Origin of the sequence: Caldisphaera sp., assembly GCF_049974385.1 — an archaeon.
GTDB lineage: Archaea > Thermoproteota > Thermoprotei_A > Sulfolobales > Acidilobaceae > Caldisphaera.
The window spans coordinates 16,158-36,831 of the sequence record NZ_JBMFIW010000013.1 but is presented as its reverse complement, the minus strand read 5'-3'; the positions used below and the strand labels follow the sequence as shown (position 1 = coordinate 36,831).

Sequence of the window (20,674 nt, the reverse complement as noted above, 5' to 3'; positions counted from 1 at the left end):
TCTAGATCTTATATAATTCTCCTTTCCATTTAACCCCTTTATATTTAACATTAATTATGCTTATAACTAGAAAGTAAGCTGGAATAAAGTAAAAAATACTAAAAGGTAGTTTAATTCTATTTGTTAGTCCACCCAGGTAATAAAATACGTTCTCAACAAAATATGCTGAAAAAAATAAAAGAGATAATAAATATCTTTTTAATATTAGTAATGGTATCCATGCTAATGGTAGATAAAATAATAATATTAATGCAAGGACTAATAAATAAACATAAAATGTAGAACTCAAATTTTTCTCATAATCATAAAATATCCTTGAAAGCAAATTTTTTATATCATTGGAATTATTCCATGATTTAGTTTTTATAAAGTTCCTTGCATCGACAGGTATAATATTTACTCCCATTTGCTTTGCTCTAGTTGCTAAATTTTTATCCTCAATTAATTCATTTTTTACAGAAGCATGACCACCTATTTCATAATACGTATAAGGTGATATAGACCAACAACAACCGAACATTAGTCCATAATTTTCTTTCTTATTAACAGTTTTATCATACCCAAAATATCCATGAAGAATAGATGACAAAAATGATTGAGATACCTTAGATACAAAATTATCACATTCAAAATAAGGTAAATAAGCGTATATTTGACCCTCTTTAATATTTGATGTTATATCTATAATTCGTTGCATATCTCCTTTTACATCAGCATCTAAAAATAAAACAGCATTTTTAAAACCAACGTATTTCATTCCTTCATACAATGCAAACGATTTTGGAATCCAGTCTTTATTAACGTTTTTAATGTTTATTAGTTGTATTCTTTTATCTATCTTCATGTATTCTTTTACTATTTTTTCAGTATTATCAGTACTCCTATCATTTATAATTATGATTTTGCTTAATTTGTCATCGACTATTATTAAGTTTTTAAGCAATTCAACAATATTTTTCTCTTCGTTTCTTGCAGGTATTATAACTGTAACTTTTTTATTTCCGGACCATTTTATTGCTTTAAATGAATTCATACTTTTAATTAAAGATCTTATACCATAAATTGTTATTATAATTATTCCAAACGATATTATTATCAGTAAGGCATCTATTAATATCATTTTTCCTCAGCAAATTAAATATTTAATGCGCTATTAAAGCATATAGTATGTATAATAAAATAATTTCTTCGATTCAATGAAATATTGTATTAACTTAATACATTAAAAGATTATTAAATAGGCGCTATACTATTTAATTGGTAGATAGGATATGACTAAAGAGCAAAAAATAAAAGAACATAAATACAAAGTTACAATTCAGTGGTTTAAAAGGGATATGATAGATTTAAATGATGTTTCATTTCAAGTGTATAAGCTAACTAGCAAGGAAGAGAACGAGGGTAAGGGAGATCCTTTAAATGCTTTATATAATTTAGCTGAAGAAGAAAAAAATAAAAGAAATAAAGGAGACTTTTTTATAATAACGATTGAATCAATCGAAACAAAATATGTTATTGCAGATGGTATAAAGGATAGAAGTACGAGACTTCTTTATAATATACCAACCAAGTTAAACAAAGTAGGCTTAGTAAGCAAAGATAAATTAAAATTAGGACCAGAAGGTTATTTTATACTAAAAAATAATGATATAAAATGGATAGATATCAACGAAGAGTTATATGTTTATGATGGCCCATTGAAGTCTAATGAAGATGTTGAACTGATAATTTTTGATACAGATAAGGATAGAAGAGTTATAAAAACTCAACATCTTTCGACGATGAAGCTATCCTTTCAGATTCCTCAACAACAGAATCAATCAGATCTTGATAATGAGAACGCATTAAATGAAGATAATAACCTTTCTTAGTAAAAGGACCTTTATTACAAAAGTAGCAAAAAAGAACTCCATCTTTAGTTGTATGCAAATTGGAACCTACTTTTTTAATTGCTTCTATTACGTGAGATGCCAATATTGAGGTGTTAAAATCTTCAGCTTTTTCTAAATCACTTGCTATTCTAGCTACATTATCTGCTATTAAAGATTCAAATACTTTTTTTCTTGACAAAATCCATTCCCTTTTTTATTTATCATCAGCGCCTATTAAAATTTATCTAATATATTTATAAAACATTGAAACTATTTTTTTAAATAATTCCTTATACAAATTTGAAGCAACTTTTCTTCCTTCTTTGCTTAAATCGTAATATATACCTTGAGGTTTATGTTTCATTTCCTTAGACTTAACTTTAAGCCAGGGCTTTATTGATGATGTTACCTTCATTTTTAATTCACCGTTATAAACAACTAGCAAACCCTCATCTTTTAATACTTTACAATATTTTTCTAATTCATCAGGATCATATTTTGATGTATACCCATAATTACCTAATAGCCTATGAGCCATTAACCAAGGTGTATCCGGGCCAAACTTATATATGTGCACTAAGATATATTTTTCTATGACACTAAGCTCTCTCATTTTTATCTATAAAATTTGTGTTTTATTGACTAAATAAAAATTTTGCTTTTTTGACCATAAATAATCAACATATCATATAATGAGCAAATATTTTAAGGCTATAAGATTTAATATAAAAAAGGTGAAGCATAAATGAAAGGTCTACTTATTGAAGGAAAAGAAATCGAAACAGAAAACAGGGTAAAAGTTAGATCTCCATCGAATCCAGACAATATTATCGATGAAGTAAGCTTTGCTGATAGAGAAATGACTAAAAGGGCAATAGATGTTGCTTTGGAAGGATTCCATAAAATTTCCAGTATTCCTCTGAAAGATAGGGCAAAAATAATTAAGAAAGCGTCGATTTTGATAGAGGAGAGAAAGGAAATTTTATCTAGATTACTTTCTTTAGAAAGTGGTAAACCTTTGAAAGATTCTAGAGTTGAAATGCTAAGAGCAATTCAATTATTTAGCATTGCAGCTGAGGAAGCTAGATTTATTCTAGAAGGAAAATACCATAGAGTTGATTCATATGAATACCCACCAGGTAATGAATACAGAATGGTTATAGAAACGAGAGAACCAATAGGCGTAGTAGCTGCAATTTTACCTTTCAATTTTCCTGCAAATTCATTCGCTCATAAAGTAGCCCCAAATATAATGGCTGGAAATTCCGTTATAGTTAAACCTTCTCCTTATACTCCTTTAACGGCTTTAGAACTAGGCAAAATTCTTTATGAATCAGGGCTTCCTTTTGAATCTTTAAGCGTTCTGCCAGGTGACGTTGATGTAGGAGATGAGCTAGTGACCAATAAAAAAGTGTCCGGAATCACATTTACTGGTTCAACAAATACAGGTATTAATATAGCCAGCAAAGCTGTTCAATCTGCAAAAAAACTTATGATTGAAATGGGAGGATCTGATCCAATAATAGTTTTAGATGATGCAAATTTGGATGCCGCTATTAATGTCTCAATTAAAGCTCGGTATGAATATGCTGGACAAAACTGCAATGCTGGCAAAAGGATTTTAGTCCATGAAAAAATTTATGAAAAATTCGTTAGCCAATTTATTGAGAAAGCTAGAAAACTAATAGTTGGAGACCCATTAGAAGAGAGCTCTGATTTAGGGCCATTGATATCAAAGGAAGCATTAGAAAAGATGGATAATTATGTTGAAGATGCTCTTAACAATGGCGGTAAAATAAAACTAGGTGGTAATAGATTAAATCTAAAGGGTTATTTCTACTCTCCAACTGTAATCAGTGAAGCAAAAACTAATATGAAACTATCGAAAGAAGAGGTTTTCGGACCAATAGCTCCTATATTTAAATTTAGCGATGATAATGAAGCATTAGAAATAGCGAATTCTTCTCCATTTGGACTTCAAGCATCAATTTTTACAAATGATTTAAAAAGAGGTTTACGTTTAGCCAAAGAATTAAAAGTTGGAGGAGTCATGATTAATGATTCTCCAAGGCTAAGATGGGATGCTTTGCCTTTTGGAGGAGTAAAGTTAAGTGGTATTGGGGCAAGAGAAGGAGTAAGATCTACAATAGAAGGCCTAACAGAAATTAAATTAATTTCAATAAATATTTCATAAGCGACTAATAGCATATTAATTTTAAAAAAATTATATTCTTCTTTTAATACTCCATTTTAATACATTAAATATAGTAGATATTTTCATGTAACTCTTTGTGGGTGCACATTTACCTTTTCTTATAGCGTCTAATATACTATACAAATCACATTCATTACTTTCTATCTTTGTTGGAGAAGTGCCTAATTCTTGCAATACATGTGCATCACTGCCACTAGTTTGCGGCTTAAAATATTTTTCTGCCAATTTCGTGGCTGGTTTATTTAGAAAAGGAATTCCTCTAGGATTCCATACCTCAATAGCATCAAAATCCTTGGGATTATTCTTTAAATATCTTCCAACGCTTTTTCTACCTATATGAAACGGATGAGCAGCTATAGTTATACAATTATTCGATATAGCCCATTCATGAAGTTCATTTGGAATTTTTGGAGGTTCTTCATATGGAATCCTTTCGCATAAAACCAATACATCTCCTCTTATAGTTCTTACCTCATTAGCTGGAATTACAGTTATGTTTAGATCTAGTTTTTTAGCTGATTCTATAGCTATTGCTGATCCTCTGAATGTATTATGGTCAGAAACCGCTATTGCAGAGAGACCCAAATATACTGCCCTTAAAACTATTTCTTCTGGAGTTGGTTTTCCATCACTTACTGTACTATGTGAATGAAGTTCAGCCAAGCATTGCATTTTCTGCCCCACAATATGTTACGCTAATAAAACTTATTTTATCTTTAATAAATATGAACAAAGTTAAACAGTCAATACTAATATTTAATTAAGTTTATTTACTTTAATTAGAATTATATTATTTGTGATGTAAAGCAATTACTGAGCAAAAGCTATGAAGAAGGACACGATTGCTGAAAACAATATAAAGCAATAAATTAATAATACTGATTTTTTATAAAAATTGAAATCTTATTATTTAATAAAATAAACTCAAGACTAATCAAAGGAATTTTGTTTTATAATAATTACTTTTTAATATTTTAGAATCAATTTAATAATAACAAATTAACTAAAAAATGCAAATATATTAATTTTAATTTAATTTAATGAAATATTTAGAATTAATAATGCCCACCATAATTAATTATTAACAGAAAAGTATAATATTATATATTAGTTAATTTATATATGTATTTAAATGGTGAAACAAATGGCAATTAATCCACCCGTATTGGATATGCAACCCAATATCTATCTTATAGAAGGAGAAAGCGCATTTAGTTATCTTCCTATAATAAGGAAACTACAAAATCAAGGGAAAAAAGTTATAAGTTTTGGTATTGGACAGCCTGACTTTCCAACACCAGACCATATCAAATCTGCCGCAAAAGCGGCTCTAGATGATAATTTTACAGGATATACTGAAACACAAGGTATTCCTGAACTAAGAGAGGCAATTGCTAATTATTTGAACACAAGGTATCAATCAGATGTAAAAAACGATGAAGTTATTGTAACTCCTGGAACAAAAACGGCAATATTTATGGCTGCTTCGTCATATATAAGGCCAAATGACGAGGCAATAATTATTGAACCCAGCTATTATGCATATGCCCAAGTAGTAAAACTATTTGGTGGCATACCTAAATTTGTATCACTTGATTTTAATCCACAAAAAGGATTTAGTTTAAATGTTGAAAAGATTGAATCTCAAATAACTAATAGGACGAGAATGATATTTATAAATAATCCACATAATCCTACAGGTGCTGTATTTTCTAGAAAACAACTTGACCAATTAGTTGAGTTGACTAAAAAGAAAAACATAATAATCGTTGCAGATGAAATATATGATAATTTTGTATACAGTGGAAACTTTAAGAGCCTAATAGAATATCCTGATTGGAGAGATAATCTAATATATATAAATGGATTTTCAAAAACTTTCTCCATGACAGGTTGGAGACTTGGCTATATTGTTGCACGCAGAGAAACAATACCTAGATTTAATGATTTAGCTGTATCATTATATAGCTGTGCTACGTCATTTGTACAAAAAGCAGGCGTTATTGCTTTAAAAGGTGATTGGGATCCTGTCAAAAATATGGTTAATGAGTTTAATAGAAGAGCTAAAGTCTTATATGATATTTTGAAAAAAGCACCAGGTTTTGAACCATACATGCCTGAAGGGGCATTTTACATGTTTCCAAGAATATCTTCCATATTAAATAGGACTAATCTTACTGTAAAGTTATTTGTAGATGATTTACTAGAAAAAACTGGAGTATTAGTTTTACCTGGGGATACATTCCCTGATAAAGCAGGTAGGGAGTTTGTAAGGTTCAGCTATGCTACAGACATGGAGTCAATAAAAGAAGGTGCGCAAAGAATAGTAGAATATTCTGAAAAAATATTTAATAGCTAATAAATAAGCTAACCCGCCTGATAGGCGGGTTTACGGTGACATAAATGAATATCGGTATAATAACTGATTTTGGGAATAATTTTTATGTTGGCATAATGAAAGGTATAATGAAGAAATTAAATAATGATGTAGAAATAATAGATATAGATAACAATGTTCCTAAGTTTTCTATATTATCTGGGTCATATATATTATTTAACTCATATAAATGGATGCCTAAAAATTCTATAATACTTTCAGTAGTAGATCCTGGAGTTGGAACCAAGAGAAAAGGTTTAATAGTAAAAACGAAAAATTACTATTTTGTTGGACCTGATAATGGTTTATTGTATGAAAGTGCTATAGAAGATGGAATTGCTTCAATTTATGAAATAATACCAGAAAAACTTAATGAATATTTAAAAAATGAGTATAATTTTAGTGTTTCTATATCTCAAACTTTTCATGGAAGAGATATTTTTGCGCCAACTGCAGCCTTGTTATCTATAAATGAAAACTTAAGCTATTTTACTAAAATATTAAAAAATAATGAGATGATAGAGCTTAAGCTATTTGATATTAAAGAGGAAGATAACAGATTATATCTAAAAGTTATTTATATTGATGATTTTGGTAATATCGTTTTAAGTTCTAAGTTTGATAATTTAGATATTAAATTCAATAACACTAAAATAATTAAAGATGGTATCGAATTTAACATAAATGTAGGTAAAAAATTTGCTGACGTAGATGAAGGCCAACTACTTTTATACAAAAATAGCTTTGGATTCGCTGAGATCGCAGTGAATAAAGGTAATGCATCAAATCTACTCAATTCTAAAATTGGAAATACGTTATGTATTGTAAAAAATGATAAAAACTAAATATTAAGAATCATTCAGATATCCATGCATATATTATCAAATATTTCGACAATTTTTTTACATCCTTTTTTAAACCTTAAAGGTTCCAGATAATTTGGTTGTTCAATCTCTTCTTCTATAATTTTTACAAGAATTTCTGATAGACCTGCGGAGAGAGTTAAACCTGCACCATTTAATCCGCTTAATACATAATTATTATCATTAATTTTTCCGACAATAGGATATCCATCGCATGTTGTTAAACATGGTGCTGACCATGAATTTACAGGATACATGTTAAGGGCTTCTTTATACTTTTTCGACAATTTATTTAAAATATTATAGACTTCACTATTATCAGTTATAAAACCATCTTCAGGTTTATTCAGCAATACTCTTTTTCCATTACCAATTATTGCTCTATAAGAAGATTCTGGCACATAATAGAATTCCATTATATCATCTTCAATTATCTTGTTTATTTGTTTTCCTTCAACACTATGAGCTTGACATTTGTACTTTATCAAACCTTTTAATTGTATATTATTTTCTATCCAGGGACCATTTGTGTGGATAACTATATCATATTTTTTATTATGATCATAGTTACTAAGTATTCTTCCTCCTAAATCTACTATTTTTCTAGATAATTCATTAATCGCCTTACCAATATCTACGGTAGGTTGAGAAATGAGTAATCCTTTGCTACCTAATAAGAATCCATCAATCTCGTCACCATTTATAATTTCAACCTTAATTCCTTTTTCCTTTAAATACTTTGATATATTAAGAGCGCATTTATATTGTTCATCTCTCGGTATCCATATAGAATCATACCAATGCAATATATTATCTCCTAATGAATTATATAATTCCATTGATCTTAAAGATACATTTAATATTTTTTCAGGCAGCTGAAATGATAATATTCCTGCGGCTTTACTGGATGCGCCATAGCCAAGATAATTTGTCTCTATTAAATCTACATCATATCCTCTCTTTAATGTTTGTATTGCTGTCCAGAGTCCTGAAAATCCTCCGCCAATTATCTCAACTTTCTCCATTTTTACCCTTAAAGCATCTACTATGTTTAGGTTAATTTATTTCTTTATGCTTTAATGGTAATTAGTTTGACTATTTTTTGCTAAATTTTCGTAAATTTTTATGGCTTGATTTAAAATTTCATATAAGAATTTTTCTTTAATATTTCCTTCAATGTAATGTTTAATTATTTTATCTTTAAGCTTTATCATTATAACCATTGTTGGGGAAGCCTTAATATTAAAATACAAAAAGGCGCTTCTCGCACAGCTTGAATCACAATTTTCTGTAAACCAATTACACAGAGCAACATAAAAGTATATGTTATCTTTCTTAGAGAATTTTTCTTCAACAAAAGGATACCATACCAAATTAAAAAGCCTGCACGCAGGGCAAAAATTATTGCTGAAATATACAAAATTAACTCCATCAAAAAATAAATTTAAATTAACCTCTTCACAGGCTAGAGGAAGCCAATTAAGTGTAGAAGAATCAAAAAAATAAAGGCCATTTGATTTAAAGGATAAGTTTTTATTCATCACCATATTTATCACTAATATATCATCCATAAAATGGAGACCATTTCATCCATCCTGCAGTATGTTCAAATGACGCCGAAATTCCAATATATAATGCTAATATACCAGCCAATATCAATAATAATAAAGCTATATAGCTCCAATATTTTTTAGCTTTTGTTTGCAATATTGGGCTTAATAAACCATTAATCCCAATTAATAAATATAATGCTCCAGCTCCAGATGGAGAATTAGTTAAACCAAAATGAAGAATTACTAAACCATAAACAATAACTGGTATAGACAAGACAGAAATTCCTGCTAGAACTCCGAGCATTGGAACCTTATATGTATTTACTAAACCAAGAGCTAATAATGCTATCCCATAAAGGCTCCATGGATCCGTTAAAACTAAGTTATATGAAGAAGGCAAAGGCCACACAAAGGTTCCCCATAATCCTGTTGCTAGCACATAAATACCTAAAGCTAAGAACAAAAATCCAAAGCTTTTATTTATTTCCATTAATTTTTGCTGGTCATAATTTAATGAAAAGTTTAGCAGAACCCAATAAGCTATTAAGAAGAGACCCCCGCCTAACAACATTAATTCTATATCTAATATATCTACGAAGAGCATTTTTTCACCTATTAATTATTTACCATGTAGAGAATTAATATTTTCTATATGAAGAGATTAATATTTTTTATGTAGAGAATATTTAAATACATAGGTATTCATAAAATAATTAATTTATTAGGCTATTATTTGGAAATATAAAACTATTATTATATTGCTAGTAAACGGTTATGGTTTTTGTTTAATTTCTTTAATGTATTCTAATAAATAATTTAGAATGTCATTATTATAGACTGGTAATTGATCCTCGAGTAATGGTAAATCAATAGAAAACATGTAATTTGTTAATTGTATTATTTCCTGAGTTTTAATCATCCATGGTTTTCCATTAGATGTTAAAAGTTCTATAGCCTTTCTATACCTATTTCCATCAATAATCATAGCCTCACCTGGGGTCACAACTATAGCTAAATCAACAATACTGGATAACGATGTTGGTGATGCAACATTAGAATTAGACTCTATTACGACTATTTCATGTCTTCCTTCGAGATAACTTAAGCATTTGTCTATTTCTCCAGATGCCCCGCCACTAATAATATTTAAAATGTAATCATCGTCCACTTTAGCAATATTTCCTAATACCGATATTAAATCTAATAGTTCATATTCCATGTTTTTTGATATCCTATCCATAGCGTTCATATTTATTAGGTGTAAATTATGCACAGAGCTTATTGGGCATATCGTTAATCTTGATATAGCTAACCTCATGTTAGGCATATAAAGAGCATTATTAAAACTGCTTAGATTTCTTAGTTTTTCAGGTAGTATTGGTACCAATAGACCTCCGAAAGGATTTATAATGCTTATAGGTTCCTTTTCTCTGGAAAATTTATGAAGAATTAGAGAGTCGTTAGTTACAACCATTTTATATTTCTTAGATTCAGATAGAGCCTCTGGATGCTGCCATAATTCAGTTGCACCTAATGGTTTAAAACCTATCGCATCATATCCTTGGCTTGTCAAAGAATTTATCAAACTCGAAGCTAATACTGTTTTCCCTGAATTTTCTTCTAATAAACCTGAAACTAATATTTTCATTTTTATCCTTGTTCTATAACTAGTATTACAGGCTAAATTTCTTCATTTGAGATTAAGATATGAAAAGGATTAAAAATCTTTTTCATTATTATATAAATATGGCGATGAAGATAGTTGTGCCCGAATGAGGCTAAAAGCGATGATAATCTCTGGGGTATCGGAGCCTTTTCTTTACTAAATGAGATCACTTCAGAAAAAGGGGTATATTTAATAGTCTTTAAAATTATAAAAGGTTTTAATTGTATTATAAATAAAAAATTTTACATTTTCGATAAAGGATATCTATTATATATAGGTTCAGCAGGAAATGGATTAAGAAATAGATTAAAAAGGCATATAAATAAAAAGGGAAAACTAAGGTGGCATATAGACTATATATCCCATAGAAAGGAAACAGATGCCGTAATTTTGTTTTATAAAGAAGGAAATTTTGGCGTAAAATTTGAGGATAAACTAAGCGAATACTTTTACTCAACATTAAAAAATGTGGATTATTTAGGATCTACAGATTCATCAATGCCGCACCTTTATTACAGTAAAGAATCGAATATAATATTAGATATTATAGAAAAACTTGATGGAAAGATCATTTTCTTCTCAAAATTTTTTGATAAAAAATAACACTAAAATTATTTATAATATGTTATAAAATATATTATTATGTTCTGTAATTTTAATAATAGGGATATAAGTGAAAAAAATAAAATTAGTTGTTTTTGATGTAGATGGTGTTTTGACAAAAGAAAAAAGCAGTTGGGAATTTATTCATAAGTATTTTAATGTGGAAGATAAAGCGAAAATATATTTCAAAAAGTTTCAAAACGGAGAAATAAACTATCTAGAATGGATGAAATTAGATACTAGCCTTTGGATAGAAAAGAATAATGGAAAACTCAAGAGAGAAAAACTTATTGAAATACTTAATAAAATAGAAATTAGACCGGAAGCAAAAGAAGTTTCTTATTGCCTACACAAAAATAAAAAACTCATCGCTCTTATAAGCGGAGGTATAGATCTATTAGTTTCAAGAGTTAGTGAAATAGTAGGTGCAGATTACTGGTTTTCAAACGAATTAGAGTTTGACAAATATGGCTATTTAATCCCGGGTGGATATCCATTAGTCGGTACAAACAAAGAAAAACCATTAAAGATGATTTTTTTATCTGAGGGTATTAGCTCAGAAGAAACAATTTATGTAGGAGATTCTATATGGGATATATCAGCTATGAAAAATGTAGGATATCCGGTACAATTTGGAGATGATAACTTATTATCTAATGTGGCAAAGTATAAAATAAATAATTTAAAAGAAATATGTGATTTAATTTATAAAATAGAAAGATTATGATTGTTTGATGTAACCTATTATAACATCAGTGTATTCTGTTGTTGATATAGGTGTAACTCCAGGCATTTCTCTTGCAAGATCATATGTAACTTGTTTATTCTTTATGGCATTTCTTATAGCATTTTCTATTAACTCTTTAACTTCTCTCCATCCCATATAATCTCCTATTAATACTGCAGCGCTTAGTATTTCAGCTGTTGGATTTATGACGTTTTTACCTGCATATTTAGGAGCTGTACCATGGACAGGTTCGGCAACCGCTATTCCATCTCCCATATCCATACCTGCTGCCATTCCTATGCCTCCAACTAATGCATTAGCTTCATCACTTATGTAATCTCCATTCAGATTTGGTGCAACTATTATGTTATATTCTCCTGGTCTCGTTATTATTTGTTGTAACATATTGTCTGCTATTCTATCATTAACAACTATCTTATCTTCTGGAGTTTTACCTCCAAATTTTGTATTTATCTCATCTTCAGTTACAACATAGTCTCTAAATTCTTTTACAGCTACTTCATAGGCCCATTCTCTAAATGCGCCTTCAGTGTATTTCTGTATGTTGCCTTTATGTTGTATAGTTACGCGTTTAATGTTATTTCTTAATGCCCATTCCATAGCTCTTCTCATTAATCTTTGCGTACCAAATTTTGATATGGGCTTTATACCAATTCCAGCATCGGGTCTTAATTCAATTTTTAACTCTCTTTTGAAGAAATCCCTTATCTTATTTGCCTCTTGAGAATCCCATGGGAATTCTATACCCATATATACATCTTCTGTATTTTCTCTAAATATAACCCAATCAATCTTTTCTGGGTGGCAATGAGGTGCTGGTTGTCCATACCATTTGACTGGCCTTATATTTGCGTATAAATCTAATGCAATTCTTATAGAGACATTTAAACTTCTAAAACCACTGCCTACCGGAGTCGTTAAAGGACCCTTTAAATTAATCCTAGCTCTTTTAAATGCCTCTAGTGTAGCCTCTGGTAATAAATTACCACATTCTTTTTGAGCTTCTTCACCTGCAGCTACTTGCCACCAGGTGACTTTCCTTTTACCACCGTATGCTTTGTAAACAGCGGCATCTACAATCTTAATTGCACTATCAACTATTTCAGGTCCAATCCCATCTCCTTTAAAGAAAGCAACAACAGGATTATCAGGAACAATCAATTTTCCATTTTCATACTTAGCAAATTCGCCTTCTGGAGGTGGTTTTAATTCATCTGCTTTACACGGAATCTTCCCCATCCAACTCACCTTTTAAATTTGCATATGTATAGAGTATAAATTTATTAATTTTGACCAGATTAAAAACAATCTAATTGTCTTTGTTAACTTAAAGTGCTTTATTATAAAACTTTTAATGTAATTTAATAATAGAACATCATCTATTCATATAAAATAAAAAACTTTTTATTAGATCCATATTTATTTATCTATAATCTAATAACTATACATAATTGCTTTGAAATTATTTAAATATGGCTTTTTAACTATACCTTTTTCCGTTATAATACCCTCTATTAGCTCTGGAGGCGTTATATCAAAAGCAGGATTGAATGCGTGAGTTCCATCAACAGCTATAGTTAACTGGCCCATAATGTTTAGAACTTCGTTTGGTGATCTTTCCTCTATTACAATGTCATTCGGATTTTCCGTAGGCTGAACAGTACTAGTCGGAGCAGCTACATAGAAAGGCTTCTTGTGATAATTAGCTGCGAGTGCCAAGTTAAATGTACCTATTTTATTTGCAACATGCCCAGTTAAAGTAATTCTATCAGCACCAACTATTGCTAAATCAGCCATATTTTTACTAAATAATAAACCGGACGCCCCATCAACAATTAAAGTAGATGGTATTCCTTCTTTTTTCAATTCCCATATAGTTAATCTTGCTCCCTGAAGCAATGGTCTTGTCTCATCAGCGTATACGTGAATATTTTTACCTTCATAAAATGCGTATCTTATAACTCCCAAAGCTGTGCCAAAACCAGCAGTTGCCAATGCCCCGGTATTACAATGAGTAATTATTCTAAAATTGTTGTCTATTATTTTAGAGCCATGCTTACCCATTTCAATGTTATTCTTTATATCTTCAATATAAATTTTATGCGCTTCATTTAACGTTTCTTCTTTCATAAATTCCACATCATTCTTTTCTGAGCTCTTCAAAATTACATTCCATAATCTATTCAATGCCCAAAACAAATTGTATGCAGTTGGCCTTGTTGAAGCTAAAACATTATATGCTTCTTTTGCGTAATTTAATAAATCTTCAGGTTTATTAGCATTACTGTACTTTAGTGCTAAAGACATGCCATATGCGGCTGAAACACCAATAGCTGGAGCCCCTCTTATTTCCATTTCTTTTATTGCTTGGGCAACTCTTCTAAAATCCTTTGTATTTCTATATAGTTCCTTCCATGGTAAAAGTCTTGTATCTATCCATAAAAATTCGTTTTTATCAAAATCCCAATAAAGAGGTTTTATTTTTAGGTATTGCTCCAGTTTATCTAATTCCTTCCTTATATCCTCCATGCTTTCACCTTATATTTTATTTATGTATATTTGTACTTTTTAAACTATAATTATTAAATTGGAATTAATATATATGATTTATGAAAAAGAAAAGTATTTTAAAATTATTTTTAAACTAATAATGGGTGTATTAAGTGAGTCTTAAAGAAGAAATAATAAGATGGCTTAAAGAAGAAAATCTTGAAGTTTCGGAAATACCAATTCCAAAAGAAGCACCAATAGAATGGGCTATAAATGCCATGGTTACTGCGCCATTTAGAGTTTCTATATCAATACAAAGACCTAAAGGAAAAACTGAAAAATTAGCATGTACAATGGGTGTTAAAATAGCCGATCAGCATAAGGAAAAAATAATTAAACTATCTGAACAAGAAAAAGCTTCAATGATAGGAGAGCTCTTAAAGAGTTTATATTTCATGTGCCCAACATGTGTAATAATTATTCAACCAGATTTAATTAATCCAGATAACATAATAGTAACAAAAATCATATATAGCGATAAAATAAGCGCTAGTGAAATAACTGATTCTGTTAGACTACTTTCAAATTCATATGGTTTAATCGTTACTCATTTTACAGTTAAGTTGGGAGGATCTTTCAAACAAGGAGAGCAAACAATGATGCACATTTAAAAGAGTGATTGATTTGAATTTACTTAATCCTGCTGGAATCCTTGCAAAATCAAATTGTTTTTACATAGCAGCGCCTATAGTAGATGCACCTTGGAATGCAAATAAAAATGTTGAAAATGCTATTTCAGATATTATTGATGGCTTAAAATCTTGGGATATAAATAACTACAATTTAAATAAAATTGAAAAAATATTATGGTATGCAACTGTTTATGGAGGACTCGTTCTGGTTTACGCTTGCGATCCTATAGTCCCAATAAGCAGAGTGCATGTAGACGTAGGTCTATCATTTATTTCGGAAGAAAACGATAAACCTAAAGAATTAAACGATTTAGACCTAATTAAAGCCTGGGCAGAAATATTTGATGGAAACGAAATAGAAGGACTCAACATGTTGGCAGGAGGTATGGTATATCCAGAAAAATTCAGTTGGAGAACAGGAGGTAAATATAAAATAGCAGCAAGAGGAATAAAATATTGATTCCATAAATAACGCACTTTATAAGTTGTTTTCTAAGCAATATTTCCTTATTTTGGATATATTAATGTAGAAATTTTTCATGATTAAATTGGCTATATATTTTCCATAATCTGTTAAAACTATTTTGTCGTTCTCATATTTAATGGCTTTTATAAAAGCTAGTAATGACAATTCATTTCTCATATAATTTTCTATATCAATGCCAAATAATTCTTCAAAGATCTTTTTATTAAATTCTAGAGAATAAAACTTGTAAATAAACTCAAGATAAACTTGTTCTCTTAATGACAATTTTTTGCTTAGCACAATTGGCATGTTATTATTATATATCATTTTTTCATATTTATTAATATCAAATGAGTTAACATAATATTTTCCGTTTATATAACTCATAGCACCAGTACCAATGCCAGCAAAAAATGGATGATCTACTATGTATTCGTCAGTTATGGAATCGTGATTTTTTGTAAATGTCCATGCATTTGATTGTATAAAATCTGAATTTAAAAAGCTCTTTAATATATAATAATAAAATGGTCTTTCGTTCCTTTCATCTGGTTCTTTAAACAGCTCACTATTCCTTATAGATGGCATTATAGGATAAAAAGTAATTTGATTGGCTTTTGATTCTTTGGCCTTATTGATTTCATATCCTAAATCTTTAATTGTTTGATGAGGCAAATTAAACAATATATCAACATTTAATGTACTTATAGAAGAGGCGATTTCTATTTTATTCATAATTTCTTCATCGTCCAATTGAGGTCTTCCTATATATTTTTGAGTTGCTGATTGAAAAGATTCTATCCCTAAAGAGAGTCTTGTTATGCCAATATTTTTAAGCATATCTATTTTCTCTTCATTAATATCATATATAGAACCTTCAATCGATATATCTCTTATATTAAGGTATTGTTTAATATAATCTATTAAATCGCATACTTCATATGTTGTTAATGTTGGTGTTCCACCGCCAATATATATAGAATCAAAATTATAATTATTTTCAATATAATTTGTTATTTCCTTTTTTAAAGAAACAAAATAATCCTTTACTAAATTCTTTCTATATAACATGCTATGAAAAATGCAAAATGGACACAAAGAACTACAAAAAGGAACATGTATATACAAAGCTTTGCATTCTTTGCACTCTTCTGGTTTTTCTCTTAAATCGTTGTTTAGATGCCAATCATAATTACCAAAAATATATTTTAATATACATTCTGTTATCAAATTTATCCCAAATCGATATATAAAAAACAAAACATATAAAGTTAACATTGAAAAGGAATATATATTTTGTTAACTTAATTAGTTCTTTATTCAACACAATGATAAATTTTAAAATTAATTTTAAAAAAATGTTGAATAGTAGCATTACTGCTTAAGGATTCTAGAACACTAAATAATAGTGGGGCACTAGTATGGAAAATACATTGAATTTTCAGCTCCTAGATGTAAGCTATGAGATAGTCAATAATACGCCAATTATTAATTTATGGGGAAGGGATCTAAATAATAAAAAAGTGTTGCTAATAGACACAACATTTAGGCCTTATTTCTATTTATTGCTTGACAAGGATTCTAATTCAGAGAAAATTAAACAAGAAATATTAAGCAGATCAAAGACAAAAAGTCCGATAATTAATATTGAAGAAGTAAATATGAGCTATATAGGTAGACCTGCAATGGCTATCAAAGTAACAACAACCATACCTGAAAGTGTTAGAGAATATAGAGAAACTCTTTCAAGTATTGAAGGAGTTAAAGATGCCTTAGAGGCAGATATAAGGTTTTCGTTTAGATATACATTAGATAAAAATCTATATCCAATGAGGTGGTATAAAGTAAATGTAAAACCTTTGGAGAAAAAAACTAACTATAGAGTTGATGAGATGTATGAAATTAATGGGGAAATTACTGAAGATGAAAACAGAGTAAATGTCAATCCATTAGATGGATTAAAAATTATGGCGTTTGATATTGAAGTTTATAATCCGCAAAGAACTCCTGACCCTTCTAAAGATCCCATAATTTTAATAAGTATAAAATTTAATGATAATAATGATACAATATTATTAGAAGCAAAAGGTCATGATGATAGTGAAATCATACACAAATTCATAGAATTGATTAGAAAAGAAGATCCAGATATTATTATAGGTTATAATCAAAACAAATTTGATTGGCCATATTTAATAGAAAGGTCTAAATTATATAAAATAAAATTAGATGTTGGTAGAAAAGTTGATTCTGTACCAAACCCAAGCGTATTCGGTCATTATTCTATACAAGGAAGATTAAATGTTGATCTTTACGATTTCGCTGAAGAACTACAAGAAATCAAAGTGAAATCACTCGATGAGGTTGCAGACTACTTAGGTGTAAAACCCAAAGATAAAAGAGTTAACATAGATTGGTGGCTAATAGCACAGTATTGGGATGATATAGAAAAAAGAAATACATTAAAACAATATTCTATAGATGATGTAGAATCAACTCTAGGATTAGCATACAAATTCTTGCCATTTGGAGCACAATTAAGCATTATAAGCGGACTACCTATGGATCAAGTTGTTGCTGCAAGCGTAGCATTTAGACTCGAAGCAAGACTTATGAGAGAAGCAAAGAAAAAAAGCGAACTTATGCCAAATAGAATAGAAAGAAATATAGAATCATATACAGGAGCAGTAGTGTTAAAACCAGAACCTGGAATACATGAAAATGTAGCAGTGCTTGATTTCGCAAGTATGTATCCGAGCATTATGGTTAAATACAATGTTGGTCCTGACACTCTGTTAAAAGATGGAGATGCATGTAAAGTAAGAAATAAAGCTCCTGAAGTTAATCATGAATTTTGTGCTGATAATCCAGCTTTTATGAGACTAGTTTTAGAAAGATTTCTAAAATGGAGAAGTGAAATTAAGAAAGCCATGAAATTATATAAAGAAGGAAGTTCTGAATACAATTTATTAAATGAAAGACAAAAAGCTATCAAGGTATTAGCCAATGCTAGTTATGGCTACCTAGGATGGGGGGCTGCTAGATGGTATTGCAGGAGCTGTGCAGAAGCAATAACTGCATGGGGAAGGGATCTTATATCACAATCGATAAATTTTGCAAAATCAATAGGATTAAAAGTATATTATGGAGACACCGATAGCATATTTGTTGACAATAACAAAGAAAAAATAGAACAAGTAATAAACTGGATAACTAAAGTGTTGGAATTTGATATAAAGATAGACAAAATTTATAAAAGAGTCTTTTTCACCGAAGCTAAGAAAAGATATGCCGGATTATTAGAAGATGGTAAAATAGATATAGTTGGATTTGAGGCTGTAAGAGGGGATTGGAGCGAATTGGCAAAGGAAGTCCAATCAAATATTGCTGAACTAATATTAAAGACAGGAAATCCAAAAAAAGCGATAGAGTATGTTAAAGCAGTGATAGAAGATCTTAAAAATGGAAAAATAGTCCTTGATAAATTAATTATATGGAAAACTTTGACCAAAGAAATCGAACAATATGAAGCTGAGACCCCACATGCATATGCAGCAAAATTAATGGAAAAATATGGTTATAAGGTTACAGCTGGTAGTAAAATAGGGTTCGTAATAATAAAAGGCTCTGGATCTATTTCTAAAAAAGCTAGACCTTATTTTATGGTGAAGGAATCCGATATAGATACAAATTATTACATAGATAAACAAATAATACCTTCTGCATTAAGAATCCTAAGCTATTTCGGAATAACAGAAAAAGATTTGAAGGTTGGTTCAAAGCAACCTTCTCTCTTTGATTTTTTGGATTCAAGTTAAATCACTAAAGGTAGCAAACTTAACATCTCCTCTTTTGGATGATATTTTGCTACCCATCCTTGCTCCAATTAATAGAACTATTCCTTTATCTCCTGCTAAATCTAATATTCTTTGGGTGATAATTCCGTCAAATATTATTGCATAAGCAGAATTCGGTTGAGCTGTATCAAGCCATGTAAACAAATCTCTAACCTTTATCCTTGTTATTTCCTTCCAGTCTCTGTCATAAATTATTGCTTCTAAGGTACCTTTAATATTTTTGATGTTATCTATGACTTGCTTTGGAACTACTAATTGAGAAATAGATTCTGACTTTTGTTCTCCCTTTGCAATTTCTTGTAAAACTTGTTGATTAGAGACTTCCTGAGCAATTTCTTCTTTCTTTTCTTCTGCTTTTTCTTCTGTCGTTTGAACTTCTGGCAAAGTCTGTTCATGAGCAGCCTCTGCTTCTTCTTTTGTTTCCTTTATGCTTAATAATTGTTGTTTAACAGCCTCTGCTGGCATCATTTGCGACAAGGATCTTGCTATTTCTTTTCCTGTTAATTGTTCAACTTCCATCCCTTTTGGTGCCCTGGCTACATAATCGACATGTACTTGATCCAATAAATTTTTGAGAATTAAATCTCCTCCTCTATCTCCATCAACAAACGCTATAACTTTTTTGTTTTTAGCTAATTCGACTATTGTTTTTGGAACTTTTTCTCTTGCGCCTTCTAATGCTACTGTATTAGTATATCCATACTTCATTAAGTTTATGACATCAGCTCTACCTTCAACTATGATAATCGTATCAGCTTTCTCTACATCTGGTCCAGCTGGTAATTTCTCTTCTCCTATTTCTATCACTTTTGGCTGTACTTCGGGCTTTTGAGAAATTTGTCTTAAAATTTCCTTTATATCAGGTTCTTGTTCTTTAACTCTTTGCAAAAGCTGTCTTGCTCTTTCGACTATCTTTTGTAATTTTTCTATTCTTAAATCTTGAATATCATCTATGTTTATTCTTGAATTATATGGTCCAACTCTGTCTACACTTTCTATCATAGCTGCAAGTAAAACAGTTTCAACTCTATCTAAATTGCTAGGTATTTGTAATATTCCAACAGATTTTGTTCCTTGGTATTTCATATCTATGTGAACTCTTCCTATTTTGTCTTTGTTTTGTAGTTGTTCCAAATTGAAATCACTGCCTAATAGACCCTCTGTTTGGCCAAATACAGCTCCTATTACATCATGTTTATCTACTCTGCCATCAACCTCGAATGAAGCTTTAATTAAATACTTCAATTCTAACACCCTTTTTATTGAGAGGTAT

At 29.8% G+C, this 20,674-nt stretch carries 20 protein-coding genes; 9 read left to right on the top strand and 11 right to left on the bottom strand.

Translation table 11 applies throughout. The features are described 5' to 3' along the window. Position 1 precedes the first annotated feature (1 nt). Positions 2–1,120 carry a glycosyltransferase gene (locus ACP5GV_RS04730; RefSeq protein WP_428102562.1) on the bottom strand — a complete coding sequence of 373 codons (1,119 nt, stop codon included), beginning with the start codon at positions 1,118–1,120 and terminating at the stop codon, positions 2–4. 151 nt (positions 1,121–1,271) lie between these two features. On the opposite strand from ACP5GV_RS04730, the gene ACP5GV_RS04725 reads away from it, so the two are divergent. Beyond that, positions 1,272–1,871, top strand: a complete 600-nt coding sequence (locus tag ACP5GV_RS04725) for a hypothetical protein (RefSeq protein WP_428069083.1) — start codon at positions 1,272–1,274, stop codon at positions 1,869–1,871. A gap of 241 nt (positions 1,872–2,112) precedes the next feature. Here ACP5GV_RS04725 and ACP5GV_RS04720 read toward each other — a convergent pair whose 3' ends face one another. Further along, complete coding sequence (locus tag ACP5GV_RS04720; RefSeq protein WP_428102560.1) at positions 2,113–2,484, bottom strand: hypothetical protein; 372 nt, start codon at positions 2,482–2,484, stop codon at positions 2,113–2,115. A gap of 132 nt (positions 2,485–2,616) precedes the next feature. Here ACP5GV_RS04720 and ACP5GV_RS04715 point away from each other — a divergent pair, with 132 nt between their 5' ends. Further along, entirely contained in the window at positions 2,617–4,065 is a 1,449-nt protein-coding gene (locus ACP5GV_RS04715; protein ID WP_428069087.1) for an aldehyde dehydrogenase family protein, read from the top strand. Between the two features lie 30 nt (positions 4,066–4,095). On the opposite strand, the gene ACP5GV_RS04710 is transcribed toward ACP5GV_RS04715, so the two are convergent. Next, positions 4,096–4,758: a PHP-associated domain-containing protein gene (locus ACP5GV_RS04710; protein ID WP_428102558.1), complete on the bottom strand. Its 663-nt coding sequence runs from the start codon at positions 4,756–4,758 to the stop codon at positions 4,096–4,098. A 472-nt stretch (positions 4,759–5,230) separates the two neighbouring features. On the opposite strand from ACP5GV_RS04710, the gene ACP5GV_RS04705 reads away from it, so the two are divergent. Beyond that, complete coding sequence (locus ACP5GV_RS04705) at positions 5,231–6,445, top strand: pyridoxal phosphate-dependent aminotransferase (RefSeq protein ID WP_428102556.1); 1,215 nt, start codon at positions 5,231–5,233, stop codon at positions 6,443–6,445. Positions 6,446–6,489: 44 nt separating this feature from the next. Further along, positions 6,490–7,308 carry an SAM hydrolase/SAM-dependent halogenase family protein gene (locus ACP5GV_RS04700; protein ID WP_428102554.1) on the top strand — a complete coding sequence of 273 codons (819 nt, stop codon included), beginning with the start codon at positions 6,490–6,492 and terminating at the stop codon, positions 7,306–7,308. Between the two features lie 14 nt (positions 7,309–7,322). Here the strand turns inward: ACP5GV_RS04700 and ACP5GV_RS04695 are convergent, their stop codons facing one another. The 4 genes from ACP5GV_RS04695 to ACP5GV_RS04680 form a co-directional block, all read right to left on the bottom strand. Further along, on the bottom strand, positions 7,323–8,351 hold the full coding sequence (locus tag ACP5GV_RS04695) for an FAD-dependent oxidoreductase (RefSeq protein ID WP_428102552.1): 1,029 nt from the start codon (positions 8,349–8,351) through the stop codon (positions 7,323–7,325). A gap of 51 nt (positions 8,352–8,402) precedes the next feature. Further along, a complete protein-coding gene (locus ACP5GV_RS04690) occupies positions 8,403–8,873 on the bottom strand; it encodes a hypothetical protein (protein WP_428102550.1) in 471 nt (156 codons plus the stop codon). A 16-nt stretch (positions 8,874–8,889) separates the two neighbouring features. Next, complete coding sequence (locus ACP5GV_RS04685; RefSeq protein WP_428102548.1) at positions 8,890–9,483, bottom strand: DUF981 family protein; 594 nt, start codon at positions 9,481–9,483, stop codon at positions 8,890–8,892. A gap of 168 nt (positions 9,484–9,651) precedes the next feature. Then, complete coding sequence (locus ACP5GV_RS04680; protein ID WP_428069101.1) at positions 9,652–10,527, bottom strand: hypothetical protein; 876 nt, start codon at positions 10,525–10,527, stop codon at positions 9,652–9,654. Positions 10,528–10,641: 114 nt separating this feature from the next. Between ACP5GV_RS04680 and ACP5GV_RS04675 the strand changes: the two genes are divergently transcribed. Next, complete coding sequence (locus ACP5GV_RS04675; RefSeq protein WP_428102546.1) at positions 10,642–11,148, top strand: DUF123 domain-containing protein; 507 nt, start codon at positions 10,642–10,644, stop codon at positions 11,146–11,148. Positions 11,149–11,218: 70 nt separating this feature from the next. After that, positions 11,219–11,875 (top strand): HAD-IB family phosphatase, encoded by a 657-nt coding sequence (locus tag ACP5GV_RS04670; RefSeq protein ID WP_428102544.1) that lies wholly within the window; start codon positions 11,219–11,221, stop codon positions 11,873–11,875. Here the strand turns inward: ACP5GV_RS04670 and ACP5GV_RS04665 are convergent. Together ACP5GV_RS04665 and mtnA are read right to left on the bottom strand one after the other, a co-directional pair. Further along, a complete protein-coding gene (locus tag ACP5GV_RS04665; protein WP_428102542.1) occupies positions 11,870–13,135 on the bottom strand; it encodes an NADP-dependent isocitrate dehydrogenase in 1,266 nt (421 codons plus the stop codon). The genes ACP5GV_RS04670 and ACP5GV_RS04665 overlap by 6 nt on opposite strands. Before the next feature lie 195 nt (positions 13,136–13,330). Beyond that, complete coding sequence (gene mtnA, locus ACP5GV_RS04660) at positions 13,331–14,425, bottom strand: S-methyl-5-thioribose-1-phosphate isomerase (RefSeq protein ID WP_292320808.1); 1,095 nt, start codon at positions 14,423–14,425, stop codon at positions 13,331–13,333. 134 nt (positions 14,426–14,559) lie between these two features. Here mtnA and ACP5GV_RS04655 point away from each other — a divergent pair, with 134 nt between their 5' ends. Both ACP5GV_RS04655 and ACP5GV_RS04650 read left to right on the top strand, forming a co-directional pair. Next, positions 14,560–15,057, top strand: a complete 498-nt coding sequence (locus tag ACP5GV_RS04655; RefSeq protein ID WP_428069110.1) for a DUF2299 domain-containing protein — start codon at positions 14,560–14,562, stop codon at positions 15,055–15,057. A 13-nt stretch (positions 15,058–15,070) separates the two neighbouring features. Further along, positions 15,071–15,538 carry a hypothetical protein gene (locus ACP5GV_RS04650; protein ID WP_292320811.1) on the top strand — a complete coding sequence of 156 codons (468 nt, stop codon included), beginning with the start codon at positions 15,071–15,073 and terminating at the stop codon, positions 15,536–15,538. An 18-nt stretch (positions 15,539–15,556) separates the two neighbouring features. Here the strand turns inward: ACP5GV_RS04650 and ACP5GV_RS04645 are convergent, their stop codons facing one another. Beyond that, a complete protein-coding gene (locus ACP5GV_RS04645; protein ID WP_428102539.1) occupies positions 15,557–16,774 on the bottom strand; it encodes a radical SAM protein in 1,218 nt (405 codons plus the stop codon). 191 nt (positions 16,775–16,965) lie between these two features. Between ACP5GV_RS04645 and ACP5GV_RS04640 the strand changes: the two genes are divergently transcribed. Then, the gene (locus ACP5GV_RS04640; RefSeq protein ID WP_428102537.1) at positions 16,966–19,362 is read left to right on the top strand and encodes a DNA-directed DNA polymerase; all 2,397 of its coding nucleotides are present in this window, start codon (positions 16,966–16,968) and stop codon (positions 19,360–19,362) included. Here the strand turns inward: ACP5GV_RS04640 and dnaG are convergent. Further along, positions 19,354–20,646: a DNA primase gene (gene dnaG / locus ACP5GV_RS04635; RefSeq protein WP_428069116.1), complete on the bottom strand. Its 1,293-nt coding sequence runs from the start codon at positions 20,644–20,646 to the stop codon at positions 19,354–19,356. The two genes, ACP5GV_RS04640 and dnaG, sit on opposite strands and share 9 nt — an antisense overlap. Between the last annotated feature and the right edge of the window lie 28 nt (positions 20,647–20,674).

What these genes read in the sequence shown, in the direction of transcription:
- ACP5GV_RS04695 (WP_428102552.1), bottom strand. Translation starts at nt 8,351, where the DNA reads ATGGAGAAAGTTGAGATAATTGGCGGAGGATTTTCAGGACTCTGGACA.
- ACP5GV_RS04640 (WP_428102537.1), top strand. Translation starts at nt 16,966, where the DNA reads ATGGAAAATACATTGAATTTTCAGCTCCTAGATGTAAGCTATGAGATA.
- ACP5GV_RS04680 (WP_428069101.1), bottom strand. Translation starts at nt 10,527, where the DNA reads ATGAAAATATTAGTTTCAGGTTTATTAGAAGAAAATTCAGGGAAAACA.
- ACP5GV_RS04710 (WP_428102558.1), bottom strand. Translation starts at nt 4,758, where the DNA reads ATGCAATGCTTGGCTGAACTTCATTCACATAGTACAGTAAGTGATGGA.
- ACP5GV_RS04700 (WP_428102554.1), top strand. Translation starts at nt 6,490, where the DNA reads ATGAATATCGGTATAATAACTGATTTTGGGAATAATTTTTATGTTGGC.
- ACP5GV_RS04715 (WP_428069087.1), top strand. Translation starts at nt 2,617, where the DNA reads ATGAAAGGTCTACTTATTGAAGGAAAAGAAATCGAAACAGAAAACAGG.
- ACP5GV_RS04685 (WP_428102548.1), bottom strand. Translation starts at nt 9,483, where the DNA reads ATGCTCTTCGTAGATATATTAGATATAGAATTAATGTTGTTAGGCGGG.
- mtnA (WP_292320808.1), bottom strand. Translation starts at nt 14,425, where the DNA reads ATGGAGGATATAAGGAAGGAATTAGATAAACTGGAGCAATACCTAAAA.
- ACP5GV_RS04665 (WP_428102542.1), bottom strand. Translation starts at nt 13,135, where the DNA reads ATGGGGAAGATTCCGTGTAAAGCAGATGAATTAAAACCACCTCCAGAA.
- ACP5GV_RS04725 (WP_428069083.1), top strand. Translation starts at nt 1,272, where the DNA reads ATGACTAAAGAGCAAAAAATAAAAGAACATAAATACAAAGTTACAATT.
- ACP5GV_RS04705 (WP_428102556.1), top strand. Translation starts at nt 5,231, where the DNA reads ATGGCAATTAATCCACCCGTATTGGATATGCAACCCAATATCTATCTT.
- ACP5GV_RS04730 (WP_428102562.1), bottom strand. Translation starts at nt 1,120, where the DNA reads ATGATATTAATAGATGCCTTACTGATAATAATATCGTTTGGAATAATT.
- ACP5GV_RS04690 (WP_428102550.1), bottom strand. Translation starts at nt 8,873, where the DNA reads ATGGTGATGAATAAAAACTTATCCTTTAAATCAAATGGCCTTTATTTT.
- ACP5GV_RS04720 (WP_428102560.1), bottom strand. Translation starts at nt 2,484, where the DNA reads ATGAGAGAGCTTAGTGTCATAGAAAAATATATCTTAGTGCACATATAT.